The following is a 14,562-nucleotide window of genomic DNA, read 5'->3' as shown; positions in this document are numbered from 1 at the left end:
TTTTTCAAGCACAAATAGATGTTCAAAAAATAAAAAAGATAGCTATTTCTAACTATCCATTAAATCTATATATTAAATTGTAATCCACATATTTTTCTTAATAATTTTATATCAGCTTTTATTATATTATAATACTAATTTATTGCTCTAATCTGCTCTATAACCTTTTCGTGATCCTCTACTTTTTCAGTTGATTTTGTAATCTTACCCTGCATATCTGCCAGTATATATGTTGCTTTTTCTTGCTCTGCTCTTGTTACTTTCACATTTTCCTCTAAAGACCTGAAAAGTAAATACATTTCGTCTTGTCTTTTTTGCATACTTTCTTGTCCTGTTTCCATGCTCTCCTGTCTTGTTTCCATACTATCAAATCTTTTTTCCATGCTATCAAGTTTTTTTAATACCAATTCAAACATCTGTTTTGTTTCTTTATCCAAAATCATCACCACCTAATAGAATATTTTTTATTATAGCATATGGGATTGATGAATTCAATTTTACAGATGTGGTAAATTTTTCATGTTGGGAGTGATTTATATTGTATCTTATATTTATTTTTATCAGTAAATCTCTTATTGATCTCAATTTATTAATTACATTTAGTACTATAAATATATTTACTACTTATTGATATAACTGAGATTATAGATTTATTATAATATATATATTATAATTTAATTAAGATGACAAATAACATAATATTAACTTATTTACTTTAAATATAAATACAATTTTATCATAAGGAGCTGATTTAATTGAAAAGAAAACATAAAGGCTCTTCTTTAGTACTAGCTTTAGGAATTTCACTTTCATTACTAATATTAATAATGGCTGTTTCTACAACATTATCTGCAGAAACTAAAACATCTGTAAATCAGCAGAAGAAAATTCAAGCTTATTATATTGCAAGAGGTGGTGCTGAAGCTGCTGCAGAGTGGATAAAACAGCAAAGTAATTTATCATTTCCTATAGAATCCAATAATAATTCTTTTGAAAATGGCAGCTTTGATATTGATATACATAAGGATGAAATTGATTCTAATAAAATTATAATAAAATCAACAGGGAAAGTTAATAATGGTATTAATTCTGATATAACTGATACAGCAACTATGCTATTAAATGCACATATAGATAATGGTAATGATATTTCTGATATAACAGCAGCTGTTTGGGGAATAAATAGTGTCAGTATAGCTAGTAGTACTATTGTTGGTGATGTTGGTACAAGTTCTAATATAAATCCTATAACACTTAATTGGGATTTTAATATAAATGGTACAATTCGCTCTTATATTCCAATAATTAATAATACAAACAAAAGTGTAAATGTATCAAATCTAACTTCTACTTACAATTTTCCTACACCAAATTTTTCTTTGTATCCATATCCTGAAATAAACACTTTAAACAAAAAAGCTGATATCACTACAAATTGGGAAAACACAAATCCTGAAATTTATAATAATGAATACTATGATAATATTACAGTAACTAGTCCATATAATCTTAAAATTAATGCACCTAGCGGTACTAATACTATAATAAGGATCAAAAATCTAAATGTAAATTGGGGCAATTTACTAATTAATGGTTCTGGAGATGTAAGTCTTTTTGTAGATAATATAACTAATTTAAATGGATTAATAAATAATTCTGGATTGTCAAAGCAACTTAAATTATATTGTTATAATAGAAATCTACCTTTAAGAATTAATCAGAATTCTTCTATAAATGCATCTCTTTATATAGGAAATTCGCCTATAGATATTGCAGGTAGTGTAACCATAAATGGAGATATTATTTCTACAACTAGTGATAATATTAACCTATACGGCAATGCTAATATTTATGGAATATTGTATGCACCTAATGCAACTATCACCTTATATGGAAGTGGAAAAGTTAAAAACGGTGCTATTATAGGGAATAATATTATTATAAACAGTAGTGGAGCAGGTGTTGAATTTCCAAAGAATACATCTAAAGCTAATTTTCTAGATAAACTACCATATACTCCATCAACCACTGTAACATACAAAAAAACTTGGAAATAGCTAATTAATCTAAGGAGGTTTCAAATAATGAATTTTCATCTAAACAAAAAAGGCTTTACCTTAGTAGAACAAATCGCAGCTATAGCCATAATTTCTATTGTATTGGTTGCATTCACTCCAATGTTTGTAAGTTATTATAAAAATACACACTTAAATGGAACCAGAACTACAAACACTTTTGAATTGAAAGAAGAAATGGATAAGGTTATACAAAATCCTGATTATCGCCCTGAAAATTCTAATATAAATGTAAATATATCACCATATTCTACTACCTTTAGTAGTATTCCTAATAGTAGTTTTAGTGGTAGAAAAATAACTATTACTGATACATTAAACAACATAACAATATCAACTTTTGTTCCAGATGGTACTCCTGAAAATTAATTATACAAGGAGGAGATTAAAATATTTAAATTGAAAAATAAAGGCTTTAGTTTAATAGAGTTAATAGCAGTTATTCCTATAATACTTATAGTATTAACCTTGGTTTTCGCTATTAATAATTTCAGCAATAAAATTTTTAATAAATCTGTTAATCAAAGTTATAGCCAACAAAATACACGAATTGCTGCAGACTATATAACAAGAGAATTGAGAAATGCAACTAATGTAAGTGCAACTAAGAATATATCAGGTACCTATTATGCTATAACTGTAAAAGATAATAATTTAATTGAACAAACTATATCAAATAACACCATAACTTCTGAAAAAATTATTATAAACCAATTATCAAGCATGAATGTTGAGGAATTGAATAAAGCTTCTGACAATTCAGCTCCATCAGTGCTAAAGATAAAAGTCACCGATAACTCTAACAATCAAAATTATGAACTGACCTTTACTTGTCTCTTAAATAATATCCATAACGAAATTCAAGAGGATCAAAATTGGGGAAATATAATATATTATTACTCTGATCAACAATAAAAATAAGCCTGTTTAGAAATCTAATATCTTTAACAGGCTTATTTTTTATTTAAACGGATTATCCTTACCATAATCCCCCTTATTAAAATCATACTCTGCTTTATTCTTATCAGATGCTGTAACATAAAAATAATTCAATGTAATAGTTGCCGTAATTCCATTACCATCTTGGGAACCTAAATTAATGGTATTTATTATAGAAATTCTCTCATCTTTTTCTATAGAAGAAATAAATTTTATTATTCCATCATATTCTCCATTAACACTTAAATTCACTGGTATACTCAAAAGACTTCCTGGTTTTGCATTAACAGTATTATTGTTCTGTGAATTATTACTATTACTTGAACTGCTGGTAGTGTTAGAACTCTGACTATAAGTAGTAGGCTGAGACAAACTCACATTACTTATATTCACCTTATTAGCATCTGCAATGGATTTCAATCTATATGCAATTTCAGGGTTTTTTTCAAAATTAGGCAGTGCAATGGAATTCTTATTATTCTTCTCCTTTAAATCATCTAATTGCCTAATAAGCTTTTGGTTTGAAGCCTTCATTTCATTTATATTTTGCAGCTGTGTATTATAAGCAGTCACTGCTGATTTTTCCGCCTTTATATTGTCAATTACAGAGGAAAGGAAAAAATTATAATATAAATATATAACAGCTAAAATTCCAATTATCACTATCAAATATTTTTCCCTCTTACTCAAATTATTCATTTAATCACCGCCTATCAATTAATAACTATAGTAAACTCATAACTTAAAATTCCACCTTCACCACCTGAAGAAGTTATGCTGTTTATTCTTGAATTCTTATAGTTATCTGAAAGCTGTAAGTTGGCAGCAAATTCACTTATGGAATTATAATTATTGGTAGTCCCATTTATAGTGATAATTTTATTATTATAGTTTAATGTTGTAATTGTTAAATCCTTAGGTACAAGTTTTTGTATACCGCTGATTTTATCACTAATCAAAACCTTTACCTTTTCTATACTATTTATCTTCTCTGTATAGGTCTTATAACTATTTATTTCACTGAGTAAATTTCCTTGTTCTTTATTGATATTATTGTTGGCATCTATTGTCAATTTCAACTGATCTTTTTCTGCTATATAATGATTTAGAACAAGTTTTGGAATATAAAGCACAATGAATATTATAAATACAGCAATAATTCCATAAAAGGCTGCCTTGTATATGGAAATCTCCTTATCCCTTTTCTTCTTAAGCTCATAGGGAATTAAATTAAGTTCTCTCATAATTACTCCTTTCTAAGCAAAAGTCCCAAAGTACTTGCAAATGTTTTAAAATCCTTATCTCCAGGGAATTTTATATTCAAATTTAACATTTCAGGTGAATCTACAAGGGAAGTTTTAATGGAAAAATAATTATTAGTAAACTTGTCCATACCTTTCAACTTACATCCGCTGCCTATTAAAAAAATTTCATCAATAGCCTTTTTTGTATTATTGGCAGTGTAGAACTGTATTACCTTTGCAAAGGTGGAATAGACATTCTCCACTAAAGTCTCTATTCTCTTTTCCGTTTCATCTTCATCTTTTAAATTATTTATATCATATTTTTCTTCTATATAATTAAAAGCCTCTTCTATATCAATGCCATTTTTTCTACATATTTCCTTGGCAATATTATTCAATCCAAAGGGTACTGCTCTCTCAATAAAAAATTTACCACTTTCCAATATGATTATACTGGTAGTTTCATAGCCCATATCAATAACTGCCATACTTTCTATTTCCTTAGAAGTGATGCCTAGATTTCTAAAGGCTCTTACAATGCAATTTGACAGTACATCTACAGAAACTAATTTCATATTTAATGAATTAGAAAGCTCCACCAATTGATCTATTTTATCCCTAGGTGCAGCTACAGCTAAAAGCTTATATGTTTTTTTATCCTCTAATACTATGGTATCTACCTTTTCAAAATCAATATAATGGTTTTCTCCTTCATCTCTTAGATATTGATTCATTTCCCAATCTACTGACTTCTTTATCTCTTTATCCTTCATTATTGGAGTTTCAATCTGCCTTATAACAATATCCTGACCATTTATGGCAAAGGAAATTTTCTTTACATTTATATTATTCTTATTTATAAATTTTCTCAACGCTAAAGCTACGATCTCCAACTCTATAACTTTCCCGTTAACAATACTTTCTTCTGGAGTCTTTATGCTTTCACAGAATTTAATATTTGATTTGTTCCCTACTATTATCTTTATAATGCTGTCACCAATGTTTACAGCCATTATATCTTTTGAAAACATAATATCACCCTTTTTTATAACTAACTTTATTAGCATATTAATTATATTAAAAAATACTAATTCTCATTTTATAAACCACTCGGAGATTAGTATCTCCGAGCTTTTTATATTGACTACTTTAAATTTGTTAATTTTTAGTATTACTCTGTATATATTCTCTCAATGCCGCATATGATTTAGCTGGTGCTTTTGTAGAATCAGATCCTTGTGGAGTTATAGTATCAAAATCATTTGGCCAAGTTTGTATATAATCTGACATTAATTTATTTTTCTGAGTATCAGCACTTAAATCAACCTTATCATCTATTGATGTAGTTGGATTATCAGCATTGTACGCTTCAATAGCATTTGCCAAAGTCTTTGCATTAGCCAAATGTTTAGCATCATTAGCACTAGTCGTATAATTAGCCACCCTAGGCACAATAATAGCTGCCAATATAGCAAGTATTGCAATTACCGCAATAAGTTCTACCAATGTAAAACCTTTCTTTTTCTTCTTTAATAATGATTTCTTTGTTCTGTTTACTTCTATGTTGTTTGAATTTAATGCTAATGCATTTCTCATAAAAATCGCCTCCTAAAATATTTTTTATTTTATATATACAAAATATATAAGTTTAGTTTGATAATAAAAATCACCTTATCCCATAGCATTGTAGATATTGAATATAGGTAATATTACGGATATTATTATAAAACCAACCACCACCGAAAGAACTATTATTATAAGCGGCTCTACCATTACAGCAATCTGTGCTGTAGCAGAGTCTACTTCTCCGTCATAGAATTCGGCAGTCTTGTCCAAAACGTAGTCAAGAGTTCCAGATTCTTCTCCTATTTTAATCATCTGAGATAACATAAGAGGGAATACATTACTGGTTTTTAAGCTTTCTCCCAGGCTTTCACCTTTTTTTATGTCCTCTTCCAGTGCATCCAGTACATTTTTTATTACCACATTGCCTACAACTTCTTTACTTATGGCAATACTGTCTATCACTGAAAGACCGCTGGTTACAAGTATTCCAAAGGTCCTGGCAAATCTGGCTGTAACTATCTTCTGATAGATGCTTCCAAACATGGGTACTTTCATTTTAAATGTATCCAGTGCCTTGGTTCCATTTTCAGTCTTTATTGCCCTGTTTACTAGAACTATAATTGCTATAATAATTAGAACAATTATTATATAATAATGCTGAAGTATACTGCTGATACCCATTACTATTCTTGTTGGCAAGGGTAATTCCTTAACTCCCAGGCTGTCAAGCATTACCACAAATCTTGGAAGTACAAAGGTCACCAGCATTGCTATTACCAAAACTGCAAATACACTTACTATAATGGGATAGGTTACAGCACTTTTTATTTTCTGCCTTAGCCTGTACTCCTTATCATAGTAACCTGCCATTCTGTTCATTATACTGTCCAGGGTTCCACTGGCTTCTCCTACAGCAATCATACTTATAAACATCTTTGGAAAGTCCTTATGTTTACCCATGGATTCCGAGAGACTATTTCCCTTTTGAATTTCTTCAAAAACCTCTGATAGTATTCTCTTCAGCTTCCTATTTTCCGATTGCTCTTTTAGTATTTCTATAGCTTTTAGTATAGTGATACCAGCTTCCAGCACCACTGCAAACTGTCTGGCAAATATGGATATATCCTTCATTGGAATTCTTTGATATTCAGATAAATTTACATTGAAACCTTCCTTGTATTCCACAATTTTTATGGGATAGTGGTCTTTACGTCTTAGTATTTCAACTATTGTCTCTTCATCTGGTGCATCAATTTTCCCCTTTACTATGTTTCCCCTAAGTGTCTTTGCCTCATATTGAAATGTAGGCATTAACTATCCACCCCCTTTTTGTGAATAGATTTTTGTTTACTCTTTTAAATAGGCTATTCTAGCTAATTCTTCTGTGGTGGTTATACCCTTTTGAACTAGATCTATACAGGAATTTCTCAAGGTTTTCATGCCCTTTTTTATGCACAAATCCCTAAGTTCATCGGTATTTTTATTGTTCATAATATACTCTCGATGTTCTCTTTCTATTTCCATTATTTCATAGACGCCTGTCCTTCCCAGATATCCTGAACCGCCGCAGTAGTCACAGCCCTTTCCCCTATTTAACTTTAAAGGTTTGTTTACATCCACATTTAAGAGTTTCTTTTCATATTCTGTAGCCTCATATTCTTCATTGCAATGAGAACAGACTTTTCTTACAAGTCTTTGAGATACTATTCCCGCCACTGCCGATGCTACTAGATAAGGTTCTATTCCCATATCCATAAGTCTTATAACAGAAGAAGGAGCATCATTGGTGTGTATGGTACTTAAAACAAGATGTCCTGTTATAGCTGCCCTTATGGCAATTTCTGCAGTTTCGTTGTCTCTTATTTCTCCAATCATTACAATATCCGGGTCTTGTCTTAATATAGATCTTAAACCTGATGCAAAGGTGAGTCCCGCCTTTGCATTTACATTAACCTGATTTATTCCTTCCATCATATACTCTACAGGATCTTCTACTGTAATTATATTTTTGGTATCTGAATTCAAATCATTGAGCATAGAATATAAAGTAGTAGATTTTCCGCTTCCCGTAGGACCGCTTACAAGAATTATTCCGTAGGGAACTTTTAACATACTGTCAATCTGCTCCAGTTCCAAAGCATTTAATCCCAATTTTTCCTTGCCAATTATAAAGTTTTCTCTGCTTAGAATTCTTATAACTGCCTTTTCTCCAAATATAGTTGGAATAGTTGAAACTCTAAGGTCTATTTTACTGCCCTCAAATTCAGTAACTATTCTTCCGTCCTGAGGCACTCTTCTTTCAGCTATATTAAGATTTGCAAGTATCTTTATTCTAGCTATTAAGGCTCCAAGAGTTTCCTTTGGGGATTTTAATACTTCCTTAAGTTCTCCGTCAATCCTATATCTTATTCTCACATATTTTTCAAAGGGTTCTATGTGAATATCACTGGCCCCTGCCTTGGAGGCATTCTTTATAATGGAATCAATAAGTCTTACTACTGGTGCATTTTTAACATCCTCTTCTATGTCCTCTGATACCTGCTGGGTAGAAGCAGCCATGTGTTCTTTTGTAAGATCCTCTGCAGCCTTTTGAATATACTGACCAGAATAGTATTTATCTATGGCTTTCAGTATCTCATCTTTCCCTGCAAGTAAAGGTTCCACTTCATAACCAGAGGCAATTTTAACATCGTCCAGTGCAAACATATTCAAAGGATCAGCCATAGCCACATGAATTGTATTGTCTTTTATCTTGATTGGAATTAAGATATATTTATTTGCCAAACTTTCCGGTACAGCTTGTATAGCTTCTTTATCTACAGTAGTCATTTCCATATATACTCTAGGGATACCATTTTGTATTTCAAGAATATCTATAACATCATCCTGACTTAAAAGTTTCTCCTCAATTAAAAGTTCTCCAATTCGCTTTCCAGTTGCTCTCTGCTTCTTTAACACTTCTTGAAGCTGCTCCTGTGTAATTTTGCCTGAATCCACTAATAAATCGCCGATTCTTTTCCTGTTAAATGCTGCCATATATATGCACCTTCATTTTTTAGAGTATACTTTTCAGTTTACCTTTCATAACTAAATTCTTAATTAAATTTTTTAGTTTTAATATGTGAAATATATCTGTGAATACATGCTACAATTCAGTGTAAATAATTTCACCAAGCTCAAATTATAATATCTACGCTTAAAATTAGACAATATTCTACAAATATATTTATAATATACAACCTTTATAATCCAATTATAGCATAATATATTTTGTAATTCTATTTAATAATATAAAATTAACATATACTGTTCATATTTTTCATTTTAGAATTAAAAACTATATTTTTTAACTTTCAATCTTCATATGTAAAAACCCCTAAACATATTTCTTCCATTCCGTCATTATATAGAACAAACTAGTTACATCCTGTTCATTATACAAAAGTATATTTTCTTTCTTCTCCTCTGGCATTCTTGAGAAATATTCTCTATCCTTTACAATTTTACTTATGGTCTTAGCCAGATTAGAACCACTTATAACCGCACTTTCTCTCTCAATTTCAAATATCTTCTCTAGATTTTTAAGACCTATGCATTCTTTCTTTTCCTTCTCATATTGTTTTTGCAGGTCTATATGAATGAATTCTGAATCTATATCAAAATCTATGTTATTCTCTTTAAACAGATATCTTAAAACAGTAAAATCGTTATTGCCAGAAAATGTGACAATATATCTTTTTCCAAAATTATTTTTATATTTATTAAAATATTCTTTTACCATAGGTAGAATATTTTCAGCATCACATTTATTTTCTATCATGTATTGAGTTACAAATAAGGATTTTTCCCCTTCATCATAATAACAGCATCCAAAAACTCCTATGCATATGGGTTTTTTATATACATAGTGTTCCAAATCGAAAAATAGTGCATTTTTATATAACTCACTATTATTTTCGAAGCTCAATACTAAGGTTTTATTAATTTTTTCAATTCCTATGGTGTTGTTTCTTATAATCACAATATATCACTCTTTCTGAAGCAAAACTTTATAATCTCTTATTATTTCTATTATAATTATATATCAATATAGAACTAATACAAAATATATAACTAAAAAACTTTATAGATCAATAGATATTACCAATATAATAATTTACTTTAAAAATACAATAGTCAGGATCTTCATAGACTACAGACAGGTTTTCATAGGATTTTATCATATTATAAAAGGAGTAAGATTTGCCTATCAATATATATTTTATATCATATTTATTTATGAGATCCTGTGGATTATTTAAGTCTATACAAGTATGCATGAAATCATAAAAGGCATTAGTATCCTTATTAAAACTTGGAAGAAACAAGTCTGCTCTGCTGTCTACAAAGGTTGGTATGCCTCTAAAAATCAAATATTGACTATCGTTATAGTGACTTAAAAGATGACTGCTTTTTATTTCTGGATGTCTATTTATATATTCAACTGCGTGCACTGGGCAATCCGAATCATTTACACTGAATATTTTCATTCCATCTTTGAAAAAATCATAGCTATACATCACACTTGGTATAATGAACACAAGCTCCAATCCTATAATTATTACGTATTTTACAAGATTTCCTCTGAAAATTTTTATTTTCAGTCTGGTATACCTTACAAACTTATTTTTAAATACATAGCTTCTTATAAATTCATTTAGCGCTCTTTCTATATAAGGACATACTAATGGCAATGCCAGAATAGGCAAAAATGGGATTTGCCTTACTGAAGAAATAGCCAGTATTATAAAACTTCCAGAAAATAAAATATCCTTTAGCTTTACTCTTCCAAATATGTATACAAACACAATGAATATTATTATTGTAAGAGATACCTTTAAATCATATAACTGGGTAACTCTCCACTCATTTATATACCTTTTTTGAAGATCCATTTCATTCATGGACCTAATAGTATATAAATATATACCATATATATAGGGATTAACCAAAATACCTAAAAGTGCTGCTATAAAGTATTTATAATTTTTAAACAGAGTATAATAGGCAAATATAATTATATATATAGGATAAACACCTCCGTGAAAGTTTATCCCTAAAATAACCACCAAAAGAGCCGCTATATATTTATTTTTTTCCAGCAGTATACAGGTAACAATTATCAGCAGCATAGACACTATTATAGGTCTATAGGCTAAAGAAGTTTCACTTCCAAACATGACTATATAGGAACTCATGCAGATAAGTGCTATCCACCGGTTTTTACTCCTTATTCTCAAAAGCTTATATAAGGAAAAAACAATTAACACATTTATTATCCCCATAAATATAGCTGCAGATATAAATCCCTTAATGGAATATACTAAATAGGCAAGTATTCCAAACAGCCATTCATGGCTAGTCCACTCAAGATTTTTAGACATACCATACCACGAAAAAACATCATGATAGGGAATGGTTTTATTTTTCACTATGTATTCTCCCACTTTAATATGCCAAAATCCATCATTCATTACATTAAAGCTTATTCCATATATAAAGGCTATAAAAAGACATCCAAAGAAAAATAAATTGAATATATATTCCTTATAATCCTCTATAAAGTTCTTAAGTGCTGCAAAAGCTGATATTCTATTTATAATTTTCATAAATTACTTCCTCTCTTGTAGAACTTGCTATATAAAATAGAGTTAAATTGTTAAAGTGAATATTTATTATATAGACTATAACTAATTTTATTATATTTTATAAATTGAATTTAATATATAAATTTTATATAAACTTTTTTAATACAGGTATATTGTACCATATTTTTACATATGTGTATAACATATAAATATATTATTTATAGACCTACTACTTATCTGATGATATCTAATCTGTAATTAAATATTGCAAATCATAAACACATTTCAAAATTGATATTTTAAAGGTATCAATTTATACTAAATTTCTATATTACTTGTCATATTATTAATATTTATTCCTTATTGTGATATACTAATCATCAATTATGATATTCTAATAACAATATATTTACTAAATATTATAATTATATCCTTTTTTTTAATTAATTATTGTGTTAAAATAGTATATTGAAAACGATATATCAACAATCATATTGGCTAAAAGGGGTGGGAATGTTATTTATGATAAACAAATCTATATTGAATTTAAAAACTGAAAATAATTTAAAATATTTAAATCTATTATCGCAACAATATGGTACTATAAATGAGGCCTCTACTGAAATAATTAATTTACAGGCAATTTTAAATCTGCCTAAGGGTACTGAACATTTTCTTACAGATATACACGGAGAATACGAACCTTTTATTCATGTACTAAAAAATGCTTCTGGTGTAATTAAAAGAAAAATTGAGGATGTGTTTGGTAATACCCTGGCAGAAAAAGAGAAAAAAAGCCTTGCCACTCTTATATACTACCCTGAGCAGAAATTAGATATAGTTTTGAAGCAGGAAAAAAATATCAATGACTGGTATAAAATATCTCTGTACAGATTAATTGAAATATGCAGATACGTTTCCTCTAAATATACTCGTTCAAAAGTAAGGAAGGCCCTTCCAAAGGATTTTTCCTATATAATTGAAGAGCTTTTACACGAAGAACCAGACAGAGTTGATAAACATGAGTACTACGGTGAAATAATAAAAACCATAATAGATATTGACAGAGCCCGGGAATTTATAATTGCCCTGTCTAAATTGATACAGAGATTGGTTATAGATAGGCTTCACATAATTGGAGACATATTTGACAGAGGCCCTGGAGCAGATATAATTATGGATACTTTAGTTAACTATCATTCTGTAGATATCCAATGGGGAAATCACGATATACTATGGATGGGTGCAGCCTCTGGATCAAGGGTGTGTATCGCCAATGTAATAAGGATATGTACAAGATATGCCAATTTAGATACCATAGAAAATGGCTATGGAATAAATCTTCTTCCGCTTGCTACTTTTGCAATGGAATTTTACAAAGATGATCCTTGTAAAAATTTTCTTCCAAAGTTTGATGGTGAAACTACCTATACTTTAAAAGAAATTGAACTTACGTCTCAAATGCATAAGGCCATATCCATAATTCAATTTAAACTGGAGAAAGAAATTATATCAAGACATCCTGAATTCAATATGGACAACAGGCTGCTACTGGACAAGATAGACTATAGAGAAGGCTGTATTCACCTTGATGGAAAAGTCTATAAGCTAACGGATACAAATTTTCCAACTATAGATCCTAAAGATCCCTATAAACTCACTCCTGAGGAAAAAGATCTTATAGAAAAGCTTAGATTTTCCTTTTTAAGCAGTGAAAAATTAAACAAACATGTTCGTTTTTTATTTTCCAATGGAAGTTTGTATCTGAAATTTAATTCAAACCTTTTATATCATGGATGCATTCCCATGGACAAGAATGGAGATTTTAAAAAAGTTAAATTAGAGGGAAAAGAATACAGCGGTAAGGCTCTTTTAGATGTTTTGGAAATGATCACAAGAGAGGGCTTTTTCCATAGAGACGGCTCAAGACAAAAGCAATATGATACGGATATAATGTGGTATTTATGGTCAGGACCTTCATCTCCTCTTTTTGGTAAAGAGAAGATGGCAACCTTTGAAAGATACTTTGTTTCAGAAAAAGAGACTCATTATGAAAAAAAAGATCCCTATTATGAATTTAGGGATAATGAAGATATATGCAACAAAATACTTTTAGAATTTGGACTTAACCCCAATGAATCCCATATAATCAATGGACATGTACCTGTAGAAAAAAAGAATGGTGAAAGTCCAATAAAAGCTAATGGAAAATTGATGGTAATAGACGGAGGCTTTTCAAAGGCCTATCAATATAAAACAGGAATGGCCGGATACACTTTAATTTATAATTCTTTCGGCCTTCAATTAATATCTCATCAGCCCTTTGAATCCACAGAAAAAGCTATAAAGGAAGAAACTGATATACTATCCTCCTTAGTAGTTCTTGAACATTCTACTGCAAGAAAGAGAGTAGCAGATACAGACATAGGCATAGAGCTTCAAAAACAAATAGAAGATCTAAAAATGCTTCTATTTGCCTATAGAAAGGGAATTATAAAAGAAAGAAATAAACAAAACCTCTAGGAGTTTTTCTAGAGGTTTTGTTTGTATAATTTTTTTGATAACATATAAACTTAAATCACGATATATGCGTCTATGGAAAAAAGGACGAAGCTTTTCCCCATTTGATATTTGTTCTTTGAACTTTATACTTTGCCTTGAGCTTCGTCTCTTCCCACTAGTTCTAAACTTAATTTAAATACTTGTCCAAAATTATTTTTTAGTTAATTCCTTTTAGAAAATAATCCACTATATTCTCTAGGCTTATTAAACCTAAAGCCTTCTTGTCATTTATTACCGGCAAAGCTATTATATTATTTTTTCTAAGTCTTAAAGCCGCTTCTTCTACTTCTTCCTCTTCTTCTGCAGTTATTAAATTTGTAGTCATAACAGCACTTATAGGATAGCTGTCATAGTGACCTGGCTCCATTAAAAATCTAAATATATCTGCCTTTACCACTATACCTGAAATTTCCATGTTATTATTCATTACTGGAGTTCCATTTACTTTTTTATCCGTCATTAAATCCAATACTTTTTTTACAGTATCCTCCTCTTTAACATATAAAAACTCTTTGTTCATAATTTCTTTAACTTTCATATTAAACTAAA

At 29.6% G+C, this 14,562-nt stretch carries 14 protein-coding genes; 4 read left to right on the top strand and 10 right to left on the bottom strand.

Annotation, left to right across the window (positions count from 1 at the left end; translation table 11 throughout):
* Positions 1–134 precede the first annotated feature (134 nt).
* On the bottom strand, positions 135–443 hold the full coding sequence (locus tag CLPA_RS07200; RefSeq protein ID WP_236900392.1) for a hypothetical protein: 309 nt from the start codon (positions 441–443) through the stop codon (positions 135–137).
* A gap of 312 nt (positions 444–755) precedes the next feature.
* On the opposite strand from CLPA_RS07200, the gene CLPA_RS07195 reads away from it, so the two are divergent.
* From CLPA_RS07195 to CLPA_RS07185, 3 genes are read left to right on the top strand one after another with little or no spacing between them, the layout of a single operon-like run.
* Positions 756–2,057 carry a DUF7305 domain-containing protein gene (locus CLPA_RS07195; protein ID WP_003447289.1) on the top strand — a complete coding sequence of 434 codons (1,302 nt, stop codon included), beginning with the start codon at positions 756–758 and terminating at the stop codon, positions 2,055–2,057.
* A gap of 27 nt (positions 2,058–2,084) precedes the next feature.
* The gene (locus CLPA_RS07190; RefSeq protein ID WP_003447290.1) at positions 2,085–2,444 is read left to right on the top strand and encodes a prepilin-type N-terminal cleavage/methylation domain-containing protein; all 360 of its coding nucleotides are present in this window, start codon (positions 2,085–2,087) and stop codon (positions 2,442–2,444) included.
* Between the two features lie 30 nt (positions 2,445–2,474).
* Positions 2,475–2,990, top strand: coding sequence for a PilW family protein (locus CLPA_RS07185; protein WP_003447291.1), 516 nt, complete (start codon positions 2,475–2,477; stop codon positions 2,988–2,990).
* Positions 2,991–3,035: 45 nt separating this feature from the next.
* Here the strand turns inward: CLPA_RS07185 and pilO are convergent, their stop codons facing one another.
* The 8 genes from pilO to CLPA_RS07145 form a co-directional block, all read right to left on the bottom strand.
* Entirely contained in the window at positions 3,036–3,713 is a 678-nt protein-coding gene (gene pilO / locus CLPA_RS07180; RefSeq protein WP_003447292.1) for a type 4a pilus biogenesis protein PilO, read from the bottom strand.
* 14 nt (positions 3,714–3,727) lie between these two features.
* Complete coding sequence (locus CLPA_RS07175) at positions 3,728–4,258, bottom strand: PilN domain-containing protein (protein ID WP_003447293.1); 531 nt, start codon at positions 4,256–4,258, stop codon at positions 3,728–3,730.
* A gap of 2 nt (positions 4,259–4,260) precedes the next feature.
* Positions 4,261–5,289 carry a type IV pilus assembly protein PilM gene (pilM, locus tag CLPA_RS07170; RefSeq protein ID WP_003447294.1) on the bottom strand — a complete coding sequence of 343 codons (1,029 nt, stop codon included), beginning with the start codon at positions 5,287–5,289 and terminating at the stop codon, positions 4,261–4,263.
* Positions 5,290–5,416: 127 nt separating this feature from the next.
* Positions 5,417–5,854, bottom strand: a complete 438-nt coding sequence (locus CLPA_RS07165) for a prepilin-type N-terminal cleavage/methylation domain-containing protein (protein WP_003447295.1) — start codon at positions 5,852–5,854, stop codon at positions 5,417–5,419.
* Between the two features lie 75 nt (positions 5,855–5,929).
* Positions 5,930–7,135 carry a type II secretion system F family protein gene (locus CLPA_RS07160; protein ID WP_003447297.1) on the bottom strand — a complete coding sequence of 402 codons (1,206 nt, stop codon included), beginning with the start codon at positions 7,133–7,135 and terminating at the stop codon, positions 5,930–5,932.
* A gap of 36 nt (positions 7,136–7,171) precedes the next feature.
* Entirely contained in the window at positions 7,172–8,860 is a 1,689-nt protein-coding gene (locus CLPA_RS07155) for a GspE/PulE family protein (protein WP_003447299.1), read from the bottom strand.
* 340 nt (positions 8,861–9,200) lie between these two features.
* A complete protein-coding gene (locus CLPA_RS07150; protein WP_003447301.1) occupies positions 9,201–9,845 on the bottom strand; it encodes a ribonuclease H-like domain-containing protein in 645 nt (214 codons plus the stop codon).
* A gap of 109 nt (positions 9,846–9,954) precedes the next feature.
* The gene (locus tag CLPA_RS07145; RefSeq protein WP_003447305.1) at positions 9,955–11,472 is read right to left on the bottom strand and encodes a hypothetical protein; all 1,518 of its coding nucleotides are present in this window, start codon (positions 11,470–11,472) and stop codon (positions 9,955–9,957) included.
* A 501-nt stretch (positions 11,473–11,973) separates the two neighbouring features.
* Here CLPA_RS07145 and CLPA_RS07140 point away from each other — a divergent pair.
* Entirely contained in the window at positions 11,974–13,974 is a 2,001-nt protein-coding gene (locus CLPA_RS07140) for a fructose-1,6-bisphosphatase (RefSeq protein ID WP_003447306.1), read from the top strand.
* Between the two features lie 196 nt (positions 13,975–14,170).
* Here CLPA_RS07140 and CLPA_RS07135 read toward each other — a convergent pair whose 3' ends face one another.
* Positions 14,171–14,551, bottom strand: a complete 381-nt coding sequence (locus tag CLPA_RS07135; protein WP_003447317.1) for a CBS domain-containing protein — start codon at positions 14,549–14,551, stop codon at positions 14,171–14,173.
* Positions 14,552–14,562: the final 11 nt, after the last annotated feature.

The organism is Clostridium pasteurianum DSM 525 = ATCC 6013, from assembly GCF_000807255.1.
GTDB classification, from domain to species: Bacteria; Bacillota; Clostridia; order Clostridiales; family Clostridiaceae; genus Clostridium_I; species Clostridium_I pasteurianum.
Note: the sequence above shows the minus strand (reverse complement) of the source record. Positions and strands in the feature narration are given on the sequence as shown.

Coding starts and splice junctions, on each gene's coding strand:
- CLPA_RS07200 (WP_236900392.1), bottom strand. CDS start 443: ATGATTTTGGATAAAGAAACAAAACAGATGTTTGAATTGGTATTAAAA.
- CLPA_RS07190 (WP_003447290.1), top strand. CDS start 2,085: ATGAATTTTCATCTAAACAAAAAAGGCTTTACCTTAGTAGAACAAATC.
- pilO (WP_003447292.1), bottom strand. CDS start 3,713: ATGAATAATTTGAGTAAGAGGGAAAAATATTTGATAGTGATAATTGGA.
- CLPA_RS07175 (WP_003447293.1), bottom strand. CDS start 4,258: ATGAGAGAACTTAATTTAATTCCCTATGAGCTTAAGAAGAAAAGGGAT.
- pilM (WP_003447294.1), bottom strand. CDS start 5,289: ATGTTTTCAAAAGATATAATGGCTGTAAACATTGGTGACAGCATTATA.
- CLPA_RS07165 (WP_003447295.1), bottom strand. CDS start 5,854: ATGAGAAATGCATTAGCATTAAATTCAAACAACATAGAAGTAAACAGA.
- CLPA_RS07160 (WP_003447297.1), bottom strand. CDS start 7,135: ATGCCTACATTTCAATATGAGGCAAAGACACTTAGGGGAAACATAGTA.
- CLPA_RS07155 (WP_003447299.1), bottom strand. CDS start 8,860: ATGGCAGCATTTAACAGGAAAAGAATCGGCGATTTATTAGTGGATTCA.
- CLPA_RS07145 (WP_003447305.1), bottom strand. CDS start 11,472: ATGAAAATTATAAATAGAATATCAGCTTTTGCAGCACTTAAGAACTTT.
- CLPA_RS07140 (WP_003447306.1), top strand. CDS start 11,974: ATGATAAACAAATCTATATTGAATTTAAAAACTGAAAATAATTTAAAA.
- CLPA_RS07135 (WP_003447317.1), bottom strand. CDS start 14,551: ATGAAAGTTAAAGAAATTATGAACAAAGAGTTTTTATATGTTAAAGAG.